Here is a 16,977-nt window from a genome sequence, read left to right on the forward strand (position 1 = left end):
TCTAATTGCTCCTGCTTGCTAGCGATGAATTGTCTCGACCAGGCCCACACGGCCTAGAGATCAAAAATTCTTCCGGGATTAAGGATGTTCTTGGGATCCAGCGCGCGTTTGATTGCGATCATTGCGCCGATGTCGGCCTGGGTACGGGCGCGGCCAAGCATGGATTTTTTCTTGCGGCCCACCCCATGCTCCGCTGTCACGGTGGTGGTGTAGGCCGGCAACAGGTCATATAACGCTGCCTCTACGCATGCCCGAACGTCATCTGTCGGGCACGGTCCGATGACCGCATGGAGATTGCCGTCTCCTGCATGGCCAAAGAAATACGACTTGATGGGCAGGCCCGTTGATTCCAGATTGCTGCGCGCCGCTGTGACGAACGCATCGTATTGGCTTGCCGGCATGCCCAGGTCAAATCCTGCATAGGGGCGGATATCTCGTTGAATTTCTCCCACCGACTCGCGAATCGCCCACAATGCCTGTCCGTCCTTGATCGAACTGGGCAGGACGATGTCACGAACGATATTTTTGTCGTAGAGCTGTGAGAGCACTTCCTCTAGCTGTGCGCCGATCGCGGTCTCTGATTGACCCTCGACTTCGATCAATACAGCACGCATGCCATCGAATCCTTCTGGCAAACGCCGAACGTCTGCCTTTTCGGACAATGCCGCCTCGACGTACTCGGGCCACATGACCTCGAATGCGGACAACGACTCGCCAAACCCGACCCGGCAACAACGCAGCAACTCATCTACGCCAATCTGAGGCGCGACCGCCAATAACGCAGCCAGCCGTACAGGTGGCGTAGGGACCAATCGGAGCGCGACTTTCGTGATGACTCCTAGCGTGCCTTCGCTGCCGACAAGCAACTGCGTCAACGAGTAGCCGGCATTGTTCTTCACCAATACGTTCGGAGGCCCGATGACCGAGCCATCAGCCAATACGGCCTCGACGCCCAGCACCATATTGCGCATGTTGCCGTACTTGATGACCCTGCAACCGCCTGCATTTGTGGCCGCATTGCCGCCTATCTGACAGGATCCCCGGGACCCCAGATCCAGAGGCAGGGTCCAGCCCTCCTCCTCCACCAGCGCTTGTACGTCGGCGAGGATCATTCCCGACTCCACGACGATCACTCCCGCCTGACGGTCAAAGCTGATCACCTCGCGCAGGTTTTCGAGAGAGAGGATGTGCTCACCATCGCCCGGCGCAGCGCCACCAGACACGCCTGTGCGGCCGCCTTGCAACGCAACGGGGGACCCGTCTTCGTTGCAACGCTTCAGCCATTGCGCCAGGCTCGTCACGCTGCCGGGTTTTTCCAGCGATAGCGGCTGCCCATATCGCGTACCGCTCCAATCATGGAGATATCGTTCGTCAATCATGGACTAGGCTGACCTCCACCTGCAACGCGCGCAACAACCGTTCATTGTTCTGCTCGGACCCGACGGAAGTTCTCAGCCACGCAGGCAAGCCATATCCCCCCACCGGCCGGACGATCAATCCATGCTGTTCCAGTTGTTTGGCCATCGCAGCGCCATTGCCCACGTCTACCAGGACAAAATTGGCGAACGATCGCACATACCGCAGTCCCAGCTCGTCAAAGCCGGCATACAGTTGCTTGAGCCCGAGCTCGTTAACGCTGACGGTCCGGTCCAGAAATTCGGTATCTGATAGTGCGGCAATGGCAGCGGCTTGCGCCATCGCGGTCACCGAGAAAGGCGCGCGCAGACGGCGCAGCATGGCGATTACTGCTGGTTGGGCAACGCCGTAGCCGACCCGCAGCCCTGCCAAGCCATAAGCCTTTGAAAAGGTGCGGGTAACGATGAGATTGGGATACCGCTCTACCAATTCGAGCGAGGTCGGCCCATCGTCCTGAGGCACGTATTCAAAGTACGCCTCGTCCAACACGACAACAATCTGCGCCGGTACTCGAGCCATAAAATCGGCGATTTCTTGCTGTGGCAGTCTAGTCCCAGTAGGATTGCCCGGGTTCGCCAAATAGATCATCGACGTATTGGGACGAATCGCGTCCAGGAGCGCCGATGTCGAAACAGTGAAATTCGGCGACGGCACCTCGATGGCCTCTGCGCCAACGCGCTGGACAGCATTCACGAATGCCTGGAATGAGTATTGCGTGTAAACCGCTGACCGCTCGGCAGAAAGAAAGGCTGCCGCCGCAATGCCAAGCACGCTCTCTGAACCAGCACCAATCACAATCTGGCCTGGCGCGACATTCAGCGCCTCGCTCAATGCATCGAGTAGCAAGGTGCAGTCATTATCCGGATACAGCGACGGGTCTATGGCCGCTTCCCGCATGGCCGCCAATGCCAGCTCGCTGGCACCCAATGGGTTTTCGTTTGAGGCGAGCTTGGCGATTTTCTCGACCGGCATGGCCAAGCGTCTGGCCAGGTCCTCGATCGGCAGACCCGGTACGTAGGCCTTCAGGCCGGCAATATGATCGGGAACATTCGGAGCATATGACATGTAACGACACCATTATTATTCGGAGAGTAAAGCCGGATTCCTCGATGCCCTGCTCCTGAACATCGAGCTTATCGGGTGAATGGAATACGGCGACCGGTATGGCATCTTCCCGATCTGCGGCCGCCCACGTCAACGGCAACTCGGCTATCGTGATTCCTAACGGCAATCGCCTTGGACGTCGTATGATCGCGCTATCGCTCCCTCTCTAAAGGATGATTGGCGTGGCCATGACACTGCAGCAACTTCGCGACTTTCTCGCCGTGATAGAACACGGCGGATTTCGCGCGGCGGCACGATCACTGAACGTTTCTCAAGGGGGGCTGACCAAGAGCGTGGCCAAGTTGGAAGACGACTATTCGGCCATCCTTGTCAGGCGCGACGCCAAGGGTCTGCAACTCACGCCCGAGGGGGAAGCCTTTGCCCCCATGGCCCGCGCCGTGGTGCTGGAGGCTGACCGGGCGTCGGCCTGGCTGTTGCAAACCAGCGAACGGCTGCGTCCCACTATCAATGTGGGCGTATCCATTGACCCCGCGCTCAGGCTGGCCCCCACGGTCTTCAGCGATTTTCGGCGCAGCAATCCCAATGTCGCGCTCCACATCACGCATTCGATCACCAGCGACCTGCTCGTGCAGCTGCGCGATAACCGTATCGAATTGGCGCTGATTCGTATCCCACCCTCATCATCACCCGAACTGTCAGACGACATTCACGTCGAGCCCCTGTATGACGGCGAACCCGTGATCCTGGCCAGAGCGGGCCATCCGCTGAACGACGTGGTCGGCGTCAGCGCATTGACGGCCTACGATTGGATTGTCGTGGGCGGCGCGCCGGACGAGAAAACCGGCGACGCGAGTCTGGTCGAACTGTTCGACAACTTCAATATTGGCCGCCCCAAGGTCGCTGCTTATTCGTCGTCGCTGTTTGATGCGGTATCGCTATTGTTGAATTCCGATTATCTCGCCCGGTTGCCGGGTGTTGTACTGCAACATCCGCTCGTCAAAGGCAAACTCAAGGCGATCAAACTCAATGAGCCCGCCGCCAAGTACAAAGTCGCGCTTGTCTACAAATCAGGCCGCAAACTCAGCCGGGAGGCCCAACGGTTGAGTGCCATGATTTCGTCCTTTGTGAGGATTGACGCAGCGCGCAATAGCCAGCGCACATAAGGCCACGGATCATCTCTTTTGCCGGCCAGGTTTGGCCAGCAGCTACGCGGTACACCGTCTCCAGTATTCCAAATTCTCATCGCGATCACTGTGACGCGATTGACGCTCTGAGTGCCCAAAATCCAGAATTTGCGACGGCGATTATTCGTCAAGAAAATTCTAATTTAGGGACAAACATGCATATCCACGCAACGACCTCAACGGTGAACAAACAGAAACCGTGGAAAGTGATTCTCTCTGCCACGATAGGCAATGCGCTCGAGTGGTATGACTTTATCGTCTACGGCTTTCTCGCCGCTGCCTTGAGCCGTAATTTCTTTCCCCAAGACGACCCCAAGGCGGCGATTCTGCTCACTACGTTGAGCGTCGGCATCGGATTCGTGGCCCGCCCGCTGGGCGCGATCCTGCTGGGAATCTACGCGGACCGCGTGGGTCGTAAGCCTGCCATGATGCTGGTCATCGGCCTGATGTTCATTTCCACGGCCATGATCGCATTTGCGCCGACCTACGCCCAGGCCGGGATCTGGGCGACATTGCTGGTCGCTTGTGCTCGATTGATTCAAGGCTTTTCCGCCGGCGGTGAATTCGGCACGGCAACGTCATACCTGATCGAATGCGCCCCGGCGCATCGCAGGGGTTTTTACGGCAGCTGGCAGATGTTTGCACAAGCTTCCGGTGCTTTGCTGTCGACGATCGTCGGCGCGCTGCTATTTCAGTTCTACAGCCAGGCCGAGGTCGATGCCTGGGCATGGCGCCTGCCATTTTTCCTGGGTCTGTTGATCGGGCCTGTGGGCCTGTACATCCGGCGCCATCTTCACGAGGCCGACGAATTCGTCCAGACCAAGAAACAACACGTTCCGTTCAACGTGCTGTGGAATCAACATCTGACGGATCTGTTCGGCGCGACCGCTCTCAGCGCCGCCATCAATGTCATGTCTTATGTGATCATCACCTATCTGCCGCTCTATGCCAAACAAACGCTGGGCATGAGCCAGGAGGATGCCTTTCTCGCCTTGTTTATCGCCGTGGCCCTGCGGATGGTGCTGATCCCGCTATTTGGTCTGTTGTGCGATCGACGCAGCCGCAAGAGCATCATGGTCTGGTCGCTGCTCTTGTTTGTCATCACGATCTATCCGGCATATAGCTATATCCTGGACAATCCGCGGTTTGTTCCACTTTTGCTCGTCGAACTCTGGTTCGCGGTGTTGATTGCTGCAGCCTATGCACCCAGTCCCACCTATTTGTCGGAGATGTTTCCTCCCCAGGTCCGCGCCACGGGGCTGTCGATTTCCTACAACGTGGCCGCTACGATCTTTGGCGGATTCTCGCTGTTCTTCGTTACTTATATCCAACAGGTGACCGGCAGCAAATTTGCTCCTGCGCACTATTCGTTTTTCTTCTTTGCCATCGCATTGCTAGTATTGCTGACGCGGCGCGACAATGCTGCAGACAAGAATGCCGCAGGCTCACACCCGACGACACAAAGCGCAAATGCCGCTACTGACAATCACATGACCATCACATCAACTTAAAACCCCGCCGATCACATACACGGCCTCAAAAGAATGCCCCGGGACCATACGGAACCGGGGCATTTTCATGTATATCGTTCAAAAAAAAGCTATTTCACTTCACCTCGGGCAACGCACCTTCTGATCCTTGTTTAGTGTGCGTCACATGGCTCCTACGGCCTTGACCACGCCGCCCCACTTTTGAGTCTCCTCATTGATATAAGCGGAGAACTCCTTGGGACCAAGGTAGGCCGGTTCTACAGCCAACGTTGAAAACTCAGATTTGACTTTGGGGTCGGCCAATATCGTTTTTAGTTGTGATGACACTTTATTCACGATGTCGTCAGGTGTCTTGGCCGGGGCGAACACACCCAGCCATCCGCCTGCGGAATATTCCGGAAATCCCGATTCGGCAATCGTGGGAACCGTGGGTGCGTCTAACGCACGGCGGGCACCCGTCACGGCCAACGCCGTTACTTTGCCGGCCTTGATCGCACCGATGGCAGACGTCAAATCCACAATAGCCAGCGGTATCTGTCCGGCCATTACATCCGTCAATGCAGGTGCGCTGCCTCGATATGCGACGGACACCATATCTGCTTTGGCCTGTGAGGCGAAGAGTTCGCCCGCCAAATGATGCGATGTGAACTGGCCTGATGTGCCATAGCTCAATCCGCCGGGTTGATGCGAAGCAGTGATCACCTCTTTCAGACTTTTCAGGCCAGATTTCCCGCTGGCGACCAACACCAGAGGGATATCCGCCACTTTCGACACCGCACTCAATTGCGTATCGGGGTTCAGAGGAGCAGCATCCGGCAAATGCCGATTGACGGAAATCGCGCCGGTCGCGCCAATACCCAGGGTATAGCCATCCGGCTTTGCATGCGCCAGGGCGATCAGGCCGGTTGTTCCGCCTGCGCCTGCGCGATTCTCCACGATCACGGTCTGCCCCAGGGACTGCGACAGTTGCCGCGCGATCAGCCTCGCCACGCCATCCGCGGAGGCACCCGGCGCAAAGGGGGCAATCAATGTGATGGGCTTGTTCGGGTAAGCCTGTGCACTGGCCACGCCTGCGCTACAGAGCAACGACATTCCTATCACCGCATGAATACACACTTTAATTTTCACGATCTTGTCTCCGTGTTGTTGTGACTACTGATTTTTAGAATCGACGCTCACGCGCCCTTGATCAAAGACCCATCGAGTTCTTTGATTTTGTTTGCGCCAAGCAAAGTCATCGCCCTGCGCATTTCATCTTCAAAAATCTTGAGAACATCCGCCGCGCCTGCCGGCCCGCGCGCGGCGATACCGTATAACGTGGCGCGCCCCAGCCAGACACAGTGCGCGCCCATGGCCAACGCTTTCACGGCCTCGCTGCCGCGGCGAAAGCCACTATCGATCATGACCTTTACGGTGGACCCCACCGCGCGCACGATTTCCGCCAGTATCCGCATCGGGCTCTGCGCGCCATCCAGCTGCCTACCGCCATGATTCGACACCACGATGGCGTCGGCACCCATGTCCCGCGCCAGCAGCGCATCCTCCACGCACTGGATACCCTTAACGATCAACGGCCGATCCCAGTTCTTGCGCAACCAGGCCATATCGTCCCAGCCGATTCCTCGTTTCAGATGCTCTTCCATGATGAAGGGCGTTTTTCGCGAATACGGAAAATTCGCCAAATGGGGTTCGCCGTTCAGAAGCATCTGGATCGTCCATAGCGGATGTCTTGCGAAATCCAGGATCTTGCGTGCGTCCAAGTGCAATGGCAGACGAGCTCCCCCTCGAATGCTCGCCTCGCGTTTTCCCGCGCAAGGCGTATCGACTGTCAGGACGATCGCCTCATAGTCGGCGTCCCAGGCGCGCTGCAGCATCGCCGCCGTCGCGGCCTGGTCCTTGAGCAAATAGAGTTGAAACCACCGACTGCCAGCTGGGTTGCTGCGTCTCGCAACGTCCTCGATAGACATCGTCGATGCCGTCGACAGCACAAATGGGATTCCTGCTGCGGCCGCACAGTCTGCCAGTCCCAGATCCGCGTTGGGCCAGAACAACCCGGCAAAACCAGTAGGGCCAATCACCAGAGGCAGTCTCGACGCTTTCCCGAAGGTTTCCACCGACAAATCGATCTCGCCCAGCGACGTTCCTCTCAGTACTCTGGGTTGAAACTGAATCGCTGCCAGCTGTTCCCGGTTCATCCGGCACGTGATCTCATCCTCTGCGCCGGGATCCAGATAATCAAAGGCGATCCTTGGCAGGCGACGGGACGCCTCTCGACGATAGTCCTCCGTGTTTACAAACGTCCTCATCTGCTCAGTACACCGATTGAGATGTACTAACGGGCGCAACACCCTTGAACTCACCTACTAGCTGTCGCGCGGCCTTTACCAACAGCGTCGTATCAACTCCTACAGCCACAAACACCGCGCCGGCTTCGATATAGCGCTTGGCCAACTCGGTATCGGCACACAGAATGCCCGCCGCTTTACCGGCTGCTCGCACTCGCTTGATCCCTTCGACAATGGCGTTTTGCACGTCGGGATGATTCGGCTGCCCCAGATGTCCCAGAGAAGCCGACAAATCCGCCGGTCCGAAAAACACGCCATCGACACCGTCCACTGCCGCGATCTCGTCCAATGCATCCAGTCCAGCCCGGGTTTCGACCTGCAGCAGTACGCACATCTGCTCGTCCGCTTTGTGCAGATACTCGGGAATCTGGTTCCAACGCGAGGACCGGGCCAATGCGCTGCCTACGCCCCGAATGCCTCGTGGCGGATACCGGGTAGCCGCCACCATTTGCGCGGCCTGCTCTGCGGATTCGATCACCGGAATCAACAAGGTCTGCGTCCCGACATCCAATATCTGCTTGATCAGCGGAACATCGCCAATCACCGGACGGACGATAGGATGTACGGGATAAGGGGCAACCGCCTGCAACTGAGCGAGCACCTGACGCACATCGTTGGGCGCATGTTCCCCGTCGATCAACAGCCAATCAAATCCGGTCCCGGCGAGTGCCTCGGCCGCATAGGCATCCGCCAACCCTACCCACAAGCCTATCTGCAGCTTTCCCTCGCGGATGGCTTCCTTGAAAGTATTACGCGCGATATCCATGCCATCCCTCACACAAAGCGGAACTGCAGTTTGCCGAGCGCGCCGTAATCGGCCTCGAATTCATCTCCGCGACGCGCGGCCACCGGACGAGTAAAGGAGCCGGCAAGCACGATCTGCCCGGGCTCCAGGCGCTCGCCCCATGGTGCGAGCTTGTTTGCCAACCATGCCACGCCAACGGCGGGATGGCCTTGAACGCCTGCGGCCAGACCCGTTTCTTCCACCACCCCGTTTTGCCGCAACACCGCGCCACACCAAGGTAGATCCACCGCCCCGGGTTTGACGCGCTTGCCGCCAATGACGACACCGGCATTCGCAGCGTTGTCGCTGATCGTGTCGAACACCTTGCGCATTACCTTCGTGTGACGATCGAGCTGCTCTATGCGGGCATCGATGATCTCGATGGCCGGCGTGATGTAGTCCGTGTTGTACAAAACGTCCTCGAGCGTGACATCAGGCCCAGCCAGAGGATGTTTCAACACAAACGCCAACTCGACCTCGACCCGTGGCGCAATGAACTGGTCCATGGGCAGATCCAGTACACGTCCCGGCTGACACGTAAAAAGCATGCTGTCCAGCAAGGTGCCGAAGTCCGGCTCATCGATCTGGCTCGCCTGCTGCATCGCGCGCGAGGTCAAGCCAATCTTGTGGCCGATGACTTTGCGTCCCTCTGCCTGCTGCAACGCGACCCAGGCGCGGCTGATCCGATAGCCGTCTTCCAGGGTCATCTCCGGATAGCGTTTGGAGAAATGCTCAACTTGCACCCGGCTTTTTTCCGATTCGTGCAGCGATTCGGCCAGCGATTGAATCAGGGTATCGCTCAACATCATTTGCCTCCTTGTTGAAACAGCGGGTGCAGGTTTCCGAACTTGGCGTCGAATACCTCCGGCCCGACATCTATCTGAAACGTCAGCCCGACTCTGCCTCTCGCCATCAACGGACTCAGTTGTTCCTTGGCCACCGCAGTGATCGCCTGTCCGGCGTGTTCGATGGTTTCCGGTGTACGGCCGCGTCCCATACGCAAATTGAGATAGACAAAGCCATACTCGCCTGACTCACCCGCCGCGCGGCCCGCCTCACCGGCATCGGCGATCGCGTGATACGCCGCCGGGTACGCCAGCACACGGATTCCGCCTATTGGAAAAACGGGCTTTCCAGCATCATCCTTTACCTCGCGCATCGCGCCCGCCAGAGCGCGGCATACCGCGCTCATGTCCAGCTCACGTTCCAGGTTGCCGGAATAAAGCATCACCAAATGCGGCATCTCAGCCTCCTAGCGGCGTTACGGGAAAGATCGCATTGATCTGCCCTGTGCCCGAGCTGCCGAAGTACGGCGTCACGACCTCGGCAGGCGCCCTATAGTCCGTCCATCCGAGCGCGCCCAGCAGCATGGCGGTATCGTGCATGCCGCCCTCGCCCCAGCATTTCTCGTTGTACAGATTCAGCATGGGGCAAAAGGTCTGCCAATCGCCGCGTTCCCACAACTCGACGACACGGCGATCGACCTGTTCCAGAAACGGATCCCAGACCTTATGCATATACTCTGGCGCGGTGCCGTTCTCGGCGAAATGATGGCTGAGCGAGCCGCTGGCCAGAATGGCGACCGTGCCGTCGTAGCGTTCTTCTATCGCTTGACGCACCGCACGCCCAAAGCGCACGCTCGTGGGCAGGTCATGCCACACGCACCACCCGGAGATGCTCACGACCTTGAAATGCTGGTCCTGGTTCATGTAGCGCATCGGGACCAGCGTGCCGTATTCCATTTCCAACGTGGTGTCGCTATGCGCACGTGTGGCAATCCCCTGCTCGTTAGCAACATCCGCGATCAAATGACCCAACTCAGGATTCCCGGGATACTCATACGAGAGATTCTTGATGAAATGCGGCAGCTCGTTGCTGGTATAGCAGCCGGAAAAACGGGGTGCGCAATTGATGTGGTATTCGCTGTTCACCAACCAGTGCACGTCGAACACGACAATCGTATCTACACCCAGCTCACGGCAGCGTCGGCCTATTTCGATATGGCCGTCAATGGCGGCCTGGCGGCATCCTTTGTTCGGGCCATCCAATTCACTCAGATACATCGAGGGCACGTGTGTGATCTTGGCGGCCAGGGCTAGCTTTCCCATCGTCAGACTCCCCAGTGAGGAATGTGATGGCCACCGAGCGATACCGCTACGTTCTTCGGTTCGCAGAAGACTTCGTAGCTCCAGGTCCCGCCTTCGCGACCGGTGCCCGAGGCCTTGGTTCCGCCGAATGGTTGGCGCAGATCGCGTACGTTCTGGCTATTGACGAAGCACATACCAGCCTCGATCGCCGCGGCGACGCGGTGTGCACGGCCGATGTTCTCCGTCCACACATAGCTGGACAAGCCATACTGTATGTCGTTGGCCAACTCGATCGCATGCGCCTCGTCGCGAAAGGGAATCAGGCAGGCGACGGGGCCAAAGATCTCGTCTTGCGCGATCTTCATGCGGTTGTCGACATCGGCAAAAACCGTGGGCCATACATAGTTGCCATTGCGTACACGCTCGGGCAGGTCTGGCGCATAGGACGGCTGATCCAACCCGCCACACAACAGGGTCGCGCCTTCTTTCGGGCCGAGCTCGATATAACCGCGAACCTTGGCCAGATGCGCTTTGCTGATCAACGGGCCGACAATGGTTTTCTCGTCCAGCGGGTCGCCCACAGTAATACGGCGCGCGCGCTCAGTGAATTTCTGTACGAAATCCGCGTAGGCGTTCTGCTGAATCAAAATGCGGCTGCCCGCCGTGCAACGTTGGCCGTTATTGGAGAAAATCATGAAAATCGCGGCATCCAGGGCGCGATCCATGTCCGCATCGTCAAAAATCACAAAAGGACTTTTGCCGCCCAGCTCCATGCTGAACTTTTTCAGCCCGGACGCCTGCACGATGCGATTGCCCGTCGCGGTCGAGCCCGTGAACGACACGGCACGCACATCGGGATGCGCCACCAGCGGCTCGCCCGCATCGCGGCCATAGCCGTGCACCAGGTTCAGGACACCCGCAGGAATTCCCGCCTCCAGTGCCAGCTCGCCCAACCGCGCCGCTGTCAGCGGCGAGAGTTCACTCATCTTCAGCACGGCAGTGTTGCCAAAGGCCAGGCAGGGTGCGACCTTCCAGGTGGCCGTCATGAACGGCACATTCCATGGGCTGATCAAGGCGCAGACGCCCACCGGATGGAAAAGCGTGTAATTCAGATGCGTCGGCGTCGGGTACGTATGACCATCGACCCGAGTGCACATCTCGGCGAAATACGAGAAATTGTCCGCGGCGCGCGGGACTAACTGCTTGCCAGTCTGCGCGATCACCTGTCCACAATCATTCGTCTCGGTGCGGGCCAACTCGGGCACATTGGCAGTGATGAGCTCGCCTAATTTACGGATCAGGCGGGCACGCTCTGGCGCGGGAGTGGCGGCCCATTTCGGGAAGGCGTTCTTGGCGGCGCTCACGGCCGCATGCACCTCGGCCTCGCCACCAGCGGCGACTTCGGCCAGGACTTCCTGTGTAGCGGGGTTGATCGTCTCGAAATACTGCTTGCTCTCGACAGCCTTGCCGTCGATCAGATGTTGAATGTGCATTTTTTTCCTTCCTTATCGACCAAATACGGAATCGCCGACGATGGTGTTTTCCAGAGCGCCGATGCTCTCGACCTCGCACACCACTTCATCGCCCTCGTTCACGTTGATGACACCATCCGGGGTGCCGGTGAGAATGACGTCGCCCGGTAACAGCGTCATGAAGCTGCTCAGATACTCGATCAAAGCCGGAATATCGTTGATCATGTTTGCGGTGCTGCCCTGTTGCGTCACCGTTCCGTTGACGCGTGTTGACAGAGACAAGGCATGAGGATCGGGTACGTCTGCTGCATCGACGAGCCACGGCCCCAGCACGGTGCAGGTATCGCGGTTTTTCACACGCAGATTCGGCCGATACCAGTTTTCCAGGTAGTCGCGTATCGCATAATCATTCGCCACGGTGTAGCCCGCGACATGGGCCATGGCGTCAGCAGCCCGCACCCCACGTGCCGGCTTGCCGATCACGACGGCCAGCTCACATTCGTAGTGCATGAATGTGGCGTCACGAGGCCGCCGGGTTTGTCCGCGATGGCCGATCACCGCACCGGGCCCTTTAAAAAACACCAGGGGCTCGTCCTTGCTCGTCACGGTCAGTTCTTTGGACAGCTCCTTGACGTGATCCGCATAGTTCAAGCCCAACACGATCAACGTCCCGACGGCTACGGGCGGCAGCCACACCACGGCGTCCTCCGACACCACACGGCCGTCTGCCAACCTGAGTCCATCGTCGTGGGGAGTGGCGGTGTGAATGGCGCCACCATATGCAACGCGTGCGGTTCTCATCGTGCGTGTCCCTCCAATTGTCCCAAGCCCTCCGCGCGCAACATGAAACGTTGCCCGCGACGCAGCAGCGGCCCGTCTATACGGGTGCCCAACAGCAGCACATCGCCTGCAGAGAGCGTCATGAAGTCGGTAACGTCGGCCAGTAAACGCGCCGCAGGACGCACCATGTCGCTCATCGTTATCTGCGTGGCCACACCACCGTCTATCGAGACATCTATCGACACCGCGTCCGGATCAACGCCGGACGCAATGCGAGTCCCCAAGAAACAAGAGCCATCCCGTGCGACGAACCGCACCGATGGGCGATAGAAGGTCTCATGAGGCACAGTCAGATCCGCGACCAGCATGACGCCGCTCAGGTAGTCGAGCGCATGCTCCGGCGCGACCCGGCATGCGGTACGCCCGATGACCAGGCCTACTGTCGCGCCGATGCGTAGCGATTGCTCTTGTTCAGGAATGTCCACCTGACTGCCGCTTTCGGCCAGCGTGTTGCGTGGCTTCATATACAGCACGGGCCCTTTCGGCGGCGCTTTGTATGGAGGCTCGTGCGCGGCGGCACCGATCTGCTCCAGCACAGAACGAGGATTCAACAACGCGCCATACACCACGCCCGACAGGCGATATGGCGGATCGTCGTAAAACGGAAAATGCGGCATCTCGGGCCTCCGTATTCAATGAAAAAATTTACCGGCCAGGATCACTCCACCGTGGCGCCAGAGGCTTTCACGACGGTTGCCCAGCGGGCACTTTCGGTCTCGATATAGCTTTTCAATTCCTGTGGAGTGCTTGTGCGTATCGAGACGCCATAGGCCAGGAATTTTTCTTGGACGGCAGGATCGTTCAACACCTTGTTCAACGCGGTGTTATAGGCTTGGGTAGTCGCCTCGGGTGTCCCCGGCGCGGCGACCAGACTCTGCCAGGCGACTGCCTCGAAATTTGCGGTCCCGGGCACCTGTGTCTCTCGTACCGTCGGCACATCGGGCAGATTGGGCAGACGCTTTGCCGAGGTCACCGCCAACGCACGCAGCTTGCCGGCCTGGATCTGCGGCAACACCGGCGCCAGATCCGCGAACATCATTGACACTTGCCCACCCAAGACATCGTTCAACGCGGCCGATGTGCCCTTGTAGGGCACATGCGTCAGAGATATTCCCGTATCCGTCTTGAACATTTCCCCCGCCAAGTGCTGAGGACTGCCATTGCCGGCAGAACCAAAGGTCAACGCCCCCGGATCCGCTTTGGCCAATGCCACCAGTTCCGGCAACGTCTTGGCTTTCACCGAGGGCGACACCACAATGACCAAGGGCACCTCGGCCACCATGCCCACCGGCGCGAAATCGCTGGGGTTGTAGGGTAGAGACTTGTACAGGCTGCGATTGATCGCCAACGTCGTACTGGTCGCCATCAACAGGGTGTTGCCATCTGGCTCGGCCCGCGATACCAACTGTGCGCCGATGATCGTGCCTCCGCCTGCGCGGTTTTCCACCACCATCGAGCGATCCAGCTCTTGCGAAAGAGACTGTGCGAGCGTGCGGGCAAGAATGTCGGTCGCGCCGCCCGGTGCATAAGGCACCACCAACGTCACCGGCGGTTGCGCGGCTACCGCCATGCTGGCTGCCGCCGACACTGCCACCACGGCCGTCAACTGCGCGAAAAATTTGGATAGTTTCATTGTCCTGTCTCCGAAAATAGGTTTTTTATTGGGCTGATTCAGTTCAATACCCCTCGGAGTCTGTCCAGCAATGCGGTGCAATCGACGGGCAATACATCTCCCCGCCATGCCACATGCTGGTCAGGACGTGAAATCAACAACGCATGGCGATACGCCTCGGGCGCGCCACGGCGATCCAGATCCAACACCTTGATCGGCACTCCCTGCTGCGCGGCCGCTTGCAGCAATGGCTGTACATCGGCATCGGGATCCAGGCGCAATACGCAATAATCCGCTCCCATGGCGTCATACAACGAACGCCCGTCGGGCAATACAAAATGCGGGGTACGGCAGCCAGGCACCGTAGACGGCGTGAAGCTACCCATGGTGTAAGCCGGCTGCTTTTCGCCGTCGTAGGCGATCAATGGCGATTGATCGTAGAAATACCCAAAATTCAGGCCTGCACAGCAGTACTGCTGCACGTTCAACTCGTAGGCGCGCTGCCCCACTTCGCGGCGCACTGCTTCACCGGCCTCGTCTTGGGCTTCGATATTTTCAGGAACGATGCGGCGCTCGGTAGCCATAGCGTGCGCATGATCCATGACAAAATGCGAGACCTGCGACGTAATCGGATGACGCTCGCTGACGTACGCCTGCAACATGCGTTCATCGCCCCACCCCCGAACCACTGCCGCCAGCACCCATGCCAGATTCGCGGCATCGGCGATACCGGCATTCATCCCATAGCCGGCATAGGGCACCCACAAATGCGCGGCATCGCCGCAGATAAAGATTCGGCGATCCCGGAATCGATCGGCGACCAGGCGGCGTCCGTACCAGTCCTCTTTGCTGATCACCTCGTACTCGAAATCTTCGCCCACGCCCAGGATCTGACGGATGCTGAGATCCCGATCCACCGATTCAAAATCGGCCTCGTCGTCTTTCAAATAATTATGGACCAGCCAAAGCGTCTTGCCGTCGATCGCGTACATGTTGCCGCAGCGCTTCGGATTCAAGGAAAACGTTGCCCAGGCCGGTTCATACCGGAACATTTCCAACAACTTGGGCGCCCGGATATAGGTGGATTGAACGCGTTGAATGACCGCATCTCCCACCAGATTCGCGCCGATCACGGTACGAATATAGGAGCGTCCTCCATCACATCCCACCAGATAGTCTGCGGAAAACGACAAGGCTTCACCGGTATCGAGATCGCGTCCTTGAACACGGATACCCAGCTCGTCTTGGGTGACTTCGGAGACCTCGAATCGATTCTGAATTGTCACGCCGGGCATTGCCTCTGCGTGAGTGAACAAAATGGGCTCCAGATAAATCTGGTTGATACGATGCGGTGGCTCCATGGTAGGCCAATCGGTATCGGGTCCCGGATCTTTGCGCACTCGGCCAGCACGTCCGGGAATCGGGATGCGCGTCAACTCGATCCCGGTGGCGCTGGTGCGATAGGCGATGTCATGCGGATACTCGTCGGGCAGGCCCGCCGCCCGTACAGCGCCCGCCACGCCCAATCGACGAAAGATCTCCATGGATCGTGCCGACACATGGTTGCATTTGACGCTGGGCGCCTCGCCGCGATAGCGCTTTTCGAGCACCAGGACGCTCACCCCGCGCGAGGCCAAATCCATCGCGACGGTCAGGCCGACCGGGCCGGCCCCCACGACGATGACGCTGTGTTGTTGTGCTCCACTCATGATCCGTTTCTACCTAAGGTGTTGTTAGACCACCGCAGTGTAGGAATCGCCTCTACGCAGGACAAACGAGCTCTTTTTATTCATTTATAAGAAAATTTTATTTATTTGATAGCCCATATCCTTGGCGGACATCAGGCCGCGTCCACCAAGGGTTTCCAGAGGGGTCAGTCCGAGTCGGCCAGTCCTGCGACTTCTTCGCAGTGCACCAATTCGGGTTCGTCGCCGTCGCTTTCCGTCATCGCGACCTGGACCCAAATACCGTCCCCCATATTCTCGACAACCGAGCCTACGCGGCCATCCCGCAGCTTCAGCCTTTGGCCGGGCTGCAATTGCATGAAATTAATCACGACCTATCTCCTACTGAATGCGATCGTCGGGCGGTATCAGAAAAACATGGTGAGGTTCTTGGCCAACAACACGTTCTGGGGCAGGTGGATCTCGCGACGCGCGAGTTTCCATGTATCTCCCACGCGTCGGAAACAGTCGTATCGACGGCCAGTGAAGAAGTACTCTTCATACTCGCAACGGTTCTGGTACATCAGGAAACGGCTGCGCACGTAAACCTCCAGTTGTCCGTCCGCGTTCTCTCGAATATCGGTAAGCTGCACATTGCTGACCATGCGCGACAATCGCGACAGCGGCTCCTCGGCCCAATGCACGCCGGTAATGATTTGCTCGGCCCGTTTGGTCAACGTCCACTTGCCTTCGTTGAACCAACTCATGTCCTTCTCCATGCGTGTACGCTCGCCGTCCTCGTGGCGACCGAACTTGATGTTGAAGTTCATCGGCATGAAATACACCAGGTCGTCAGCCAGGGTATCCAGCCATTCCGCAAAGCAGCGCATATCCAGCAGCTCGCACTCGTCGTAGAGATGCTCTTCGATCTCGCGCTTTAATTCGTAATAGCGGGCATCCCGCACGATGGGCGCACGTTCACGCGCCGTCGCTTCCGTCACAGTCTCGTTCATCTTAG

The 16,977-nt window shown here is 58.4% G+C and carries 17 protein-coding genes; 2 read left to right on the forward strand and 15 right to left on the reverse strand.

What is annotated here, in order from left to right; all coding sequences use genetic code 11:
* Nucleotides 1-53: 53 nt before the first annotated feature.
* Complete coding sequence (locus tag ACYVI2_RS06265; protein WP_415820339.1) at nt 54-1,379, reverse strand: FAD-binding oxidoreductase; 1,326 nt, start codon at nt 1,377-1,379, stop codon at nt 54-56.
* Nucleotides 1,372-2,481, reverse strand: a complete 1,110-nt coding sequence (hisC, locus tag ACYVI2_RS06270; RefSeq protein WP_415820338.1) for a histidinol-phosphate transaminase — start codon at nt 2,479-2,481, stop codon at nt 1,372-1,374. The genes ACYVI2_RS06265 and hisC overlap by 8 nt, the downstream gene beginning before the upstream one ends.
* Nucleotides 2,482-2,708: 227 nt before the next feature.
* Between hisC and ACYVI2_RS06275 the strand changes: the two genes are divergently transcribed.
* Together ACYVI2_RS06275 and ACYVI2_RS06280 are read left to right on the forward strand one after the other, a co-directional pair.
* Nucleotides 2,709-3,644, forward strand: a complete 936-nt coding sequence (locus ACYVI2_RS06275; RefSeq protein ID WP_415820337.1) for a LysR family transcriptional regulator — start codon at nt 2,709-2,711, stop codon at nt 3,642-3,644.
* A gap of 176 nt (nt 3,645-3,820) precedes the next feature.
* Nucleotides 3,821-5,176, forward strand: a complete 1,356-nt coding sequence (locus ACYVI2_RS06280) for an MFS transporter (protein ID WP_415820336.1) — start codon at nt 3,821-3,823, stop codon at nt 5,174-5,176.
* A 141-nt stretch (nt 5,177-5,317) separates the two neighbouring features.
* Here ACYVI2_RS06280 and ACYVI2_RS06285 read toward each other — a convergent pair whose 3' ends face one another.
* The 13 genes from ACYVI2_RS06285 to ACYVI2_RS06345 form a co-directional block, all read right to left on the reverse strand.
* Nucleotides 5,318-6,283, reverse strand: coding sequence for a Bug family tripartite tricarboxylate transporter substrate binding protein (locus tag ACYVI2_RS06285; RefSeq protein WP_415820335.1), 966 nt, complete (start codon nt 6,281-6,283; stop codon nt 5,318-5,320).
* 47 nt (nt 6,284-6,330) lie between these two features.
* Nucleotides 6,331-7,461, reverse strand: coding sequence for an alpha-hydroxy acid oxidase (locus ACYVI2_RS06290; RefSeq protein WP_415820334.1), 1,131 nt, complete (start codon nt 7,459-7,461; stop codon nt 6,331-6,333).
* A gap of 4 nt (nt 7,462-7,465) precedes the next feature.
* A complete protein-coding gene (gene hpaI / locus ACYVI2_RS06295) occupies nt 7,466-8,266 on the reverse strand; it encodes a 4-hydroxy-2-oxoheptanedioate aldolase (RefSeq protein ID WP_415820333.1) in 801 nt (266 codons plus the stop codon).
* Nucleotides 8,267-8,274: 8 nt separating this feature from the next.
* A complete protein-coding gene (hpaH, locus tag ACYVI2_RS06300; RefSeq protein WP_415820392.1) occupies nt 8,275-9,090 on the reverse strand; it encodes a 2-oxo-hept-4-ene-1,7-dioate hydratase in 816 nt (271 codons plus the stop codon).
* On the reverse strand, nt 9,090-9,527 hold the full coding sequence (locus tag ACYVI2_RS06305; RefSeq protein WP_415820332.1) for a 5-carboxymethyl-2-hydroxymuconate isomerase: 438 nt from the start codon (nt 9,525-9,527) through the stop codon (nt 9,090-9,092). The genes hpaH and ACYVI2_RS06305 overlap by 1 nt, the downstream gene beginning before the upstream one ends.
* A 1-nt stretch (nt 9,528) precedes the next feature.
* Nucleotides 9,529-10,392: a 3,4-dihydroxyphenylacetate 2,3-dioxygenase gene (gene hpaD, locus ACYVI2_RS06310; protein WP_415820331.1), complete on the reverse strand. Its 864-nt coding sequence runs from the start codon at nt 10,390-10,392 to the stop codon at nt 9,529-9,531.
* Nucleotides 10,393-10,394: 2 nt separating this feature from the next.
* Nucleotides 10,395-11,864, reverse strand: a complete 1,470-nt coding sequence (hpaE, locus tag ACYVI2_RS06315) for a 5-carboxymethyl-2-hydroxymuconate semialdehyde dehydrogenase (protein WP_415820330.1) — start codon at nt 11,862-11,864, stop codon at nt 10,395-10,397.
* A 12-nt stretch (nt 11,865-11,876) separates the two neighbouring features.
* Nucleotides 11,877-12,644, reverse strand: coding sequence for a fumarylacetoacetate hydrolase family protein (locus ACYVI2_RS06320; protein ID WP_415820329.1), 768 nt, complete (start codon nt 12,642-12,644; stop codon nt 11,877-11,879).
* Complete coding sequence (locus tag ACYVI2_RS06325; RefSeq protein WP_415820328.1) at nt 12,641-13,300, reverse strand: fumarylacetoacetate hydrolase family protein; 660 nt, start codon at nt 13,298-13,300, stop codon at nt 12,641-12,643. Before ACYVI2_RS06325 ends, ACYVI2_RS06320 begins: the two co-directional genes overlap by 4 nt.
* A 41-nt stretch (nt 13,301-13,341) precedes the next feature.
* Entirely contained in the window at nt 13,342-14,316 is a 975-nt protein-coding gene (locus ACYVI2_RS06330; protein ID WP_415820327.1) for a Bug family tripartite tricarboxylate transporter substrate binding protein, read from the reverse strand.
* Between the two features lie 38 nt (nt 14,317-14,354).
* Nucleotides 14,355-16,004, reverse strand: a complete 1,650-nt coding sequence (locus tag ACYVI2_RS06335) for an FAD-dependent oxidoreductase (protein ID WP_415820326.1) — start codon at nt 16,002-16,004, stop codon at nt 14,355-14,357.
* Nucleotides 16,005-16,168: 164 nt separating this feature from the next.
* Nucleotides 16,169-16,351, reverse strand: coding sequence for a hypothetical protein (locus ACYVI2_RS06340; RefSeq protein ID WP_415820325.1), 183 nt, complete (start codon nt 16,349-16,351; stop codon nt 16,169-16,171).
* Between the two features lie 36 nt (nt 16,352-16,387).
* The gene (locus ACYVI2_RS06345; protein ID WP_415820324.1) at nt 16,388-16,972 is read right to left on the reverse strand and encodes a 3-phenylpropionate/cinnamic acid dioxygenase subunit beta; all 585 of its coding nucleotides are present in this window, start codon (nt 16,970-16,972) and stop codon (nt 16,388-16,390) included.
* Between the last annotated feature and the right edge of the window lie 5 nt (nt 16,973-16,977).

Source organism: Bordetella tumbae (assembly GCF_054780995.1).

Bases quoted from the DNA above. Each gene is read 5' to 3' on its own strand.
- ACYVI2_RS06345 (WP_415820324.1), bottom strand. From the start codon at position 16,972: ATGAACGAGACTGTGACGGAAGCGACGGCGCGTGAACGTGCGCCCATC.
- hisC (WP_415820338.1), bottom strand. From the start codon at position 2,481: ATGTCATATGCTCCGAATGTTCCCGATCATATTGCCGGCCTGAAGGCC.
- hpaD (WP_415820331.1), bottom strand. From the start codon at position 10,392: ATGGGAAAGCTAGCCCTGGCCGCCAAGATCACACACGTGCCCTCGATG.
- hpaE (WP_415820330.1), bottom strand. From the start codon at position 11,864: ATGCACATTCAACATCTGATCGACGGCAAGGCTGTCGAGAGCAAGCAG.
- ACYVI2_RS06320 (WP_415820329.1), bottom strand. From the start codon at position 12,644: ATGAGAACCGCACGCGTTGCATATGGTGGCGCCATTCACACCGCCACT.
- ACYVI2_RS06325 (WP_415820328.1), bottom strand. From the start codon at position 13,300: ATGCCGCATTTTCCGTTTTACGACGATCCGCCATATCGCCTGTCGGGC.
- hpaH (WP_415820392.1), bottom strand. From the start codon at position 9,090: ATGTTGAGCGATACCCTGATTCAATCGCTGGCCGAATCGCTGCACGAA.
- ACYVI2_RS06305 (WP_415820332.1), bottom strand. From the start codon at position 9,527: ATGCCGCATTTGGTGATGCTTTATTCCGGCAACCTGGAACGTGAGCTG.
- ACYVI2_RS06335 (WP_415820326.1), bottom strand. From the start codon at position 16,004: ATGAGTGGAGCACAACAACACAGCGTCATCGTCGTGGGGGCCGGCCCG.
- ACYVI2_RS06275 (WP_415820337.1), top strand. From the start codon at position 2,709: ATGACACTGCAGCAACTTCGCGACTTTCTCGCCGTGATAGAACACGGC.
- hpaI (WP_415820333.1), bottom strand. From the start codon at position 8,266: ATGGATATCGCGCGTAATACTTTCAAGGAAGCCATCCGCGAGGGAAAG.
- ACYVI2_RS06265 (WP_415820339.1), bottom strand. From the start codon at position 1,379: ATGATTGACGAACGATATCTCCATGATTGGAGCGGTACGCGATATGGG.
- ACYVI2_RS06330 (WP_415820327.1), bottom strand. From the start codon at position 14,316: ATGAAACTATCCAAATTTTTCGCGCAGTTGACGGCCGTGGTGGCAGTG.
- ACYVI2_RS06280 (WP_415820336.1), top strand. From the start codon at position 3,821: ATGCATATCCACGCAACGACCTCAACGGTGAACAAACAGAAACCGTGG.
- ACYVI2_RS06290 (WP_415820334.1), bottom strand. From the start codon at position 7,461: ATGAGGACGTTTGTAAACACGGAGGACTATCGTCGAGAGGCGTCCCGT.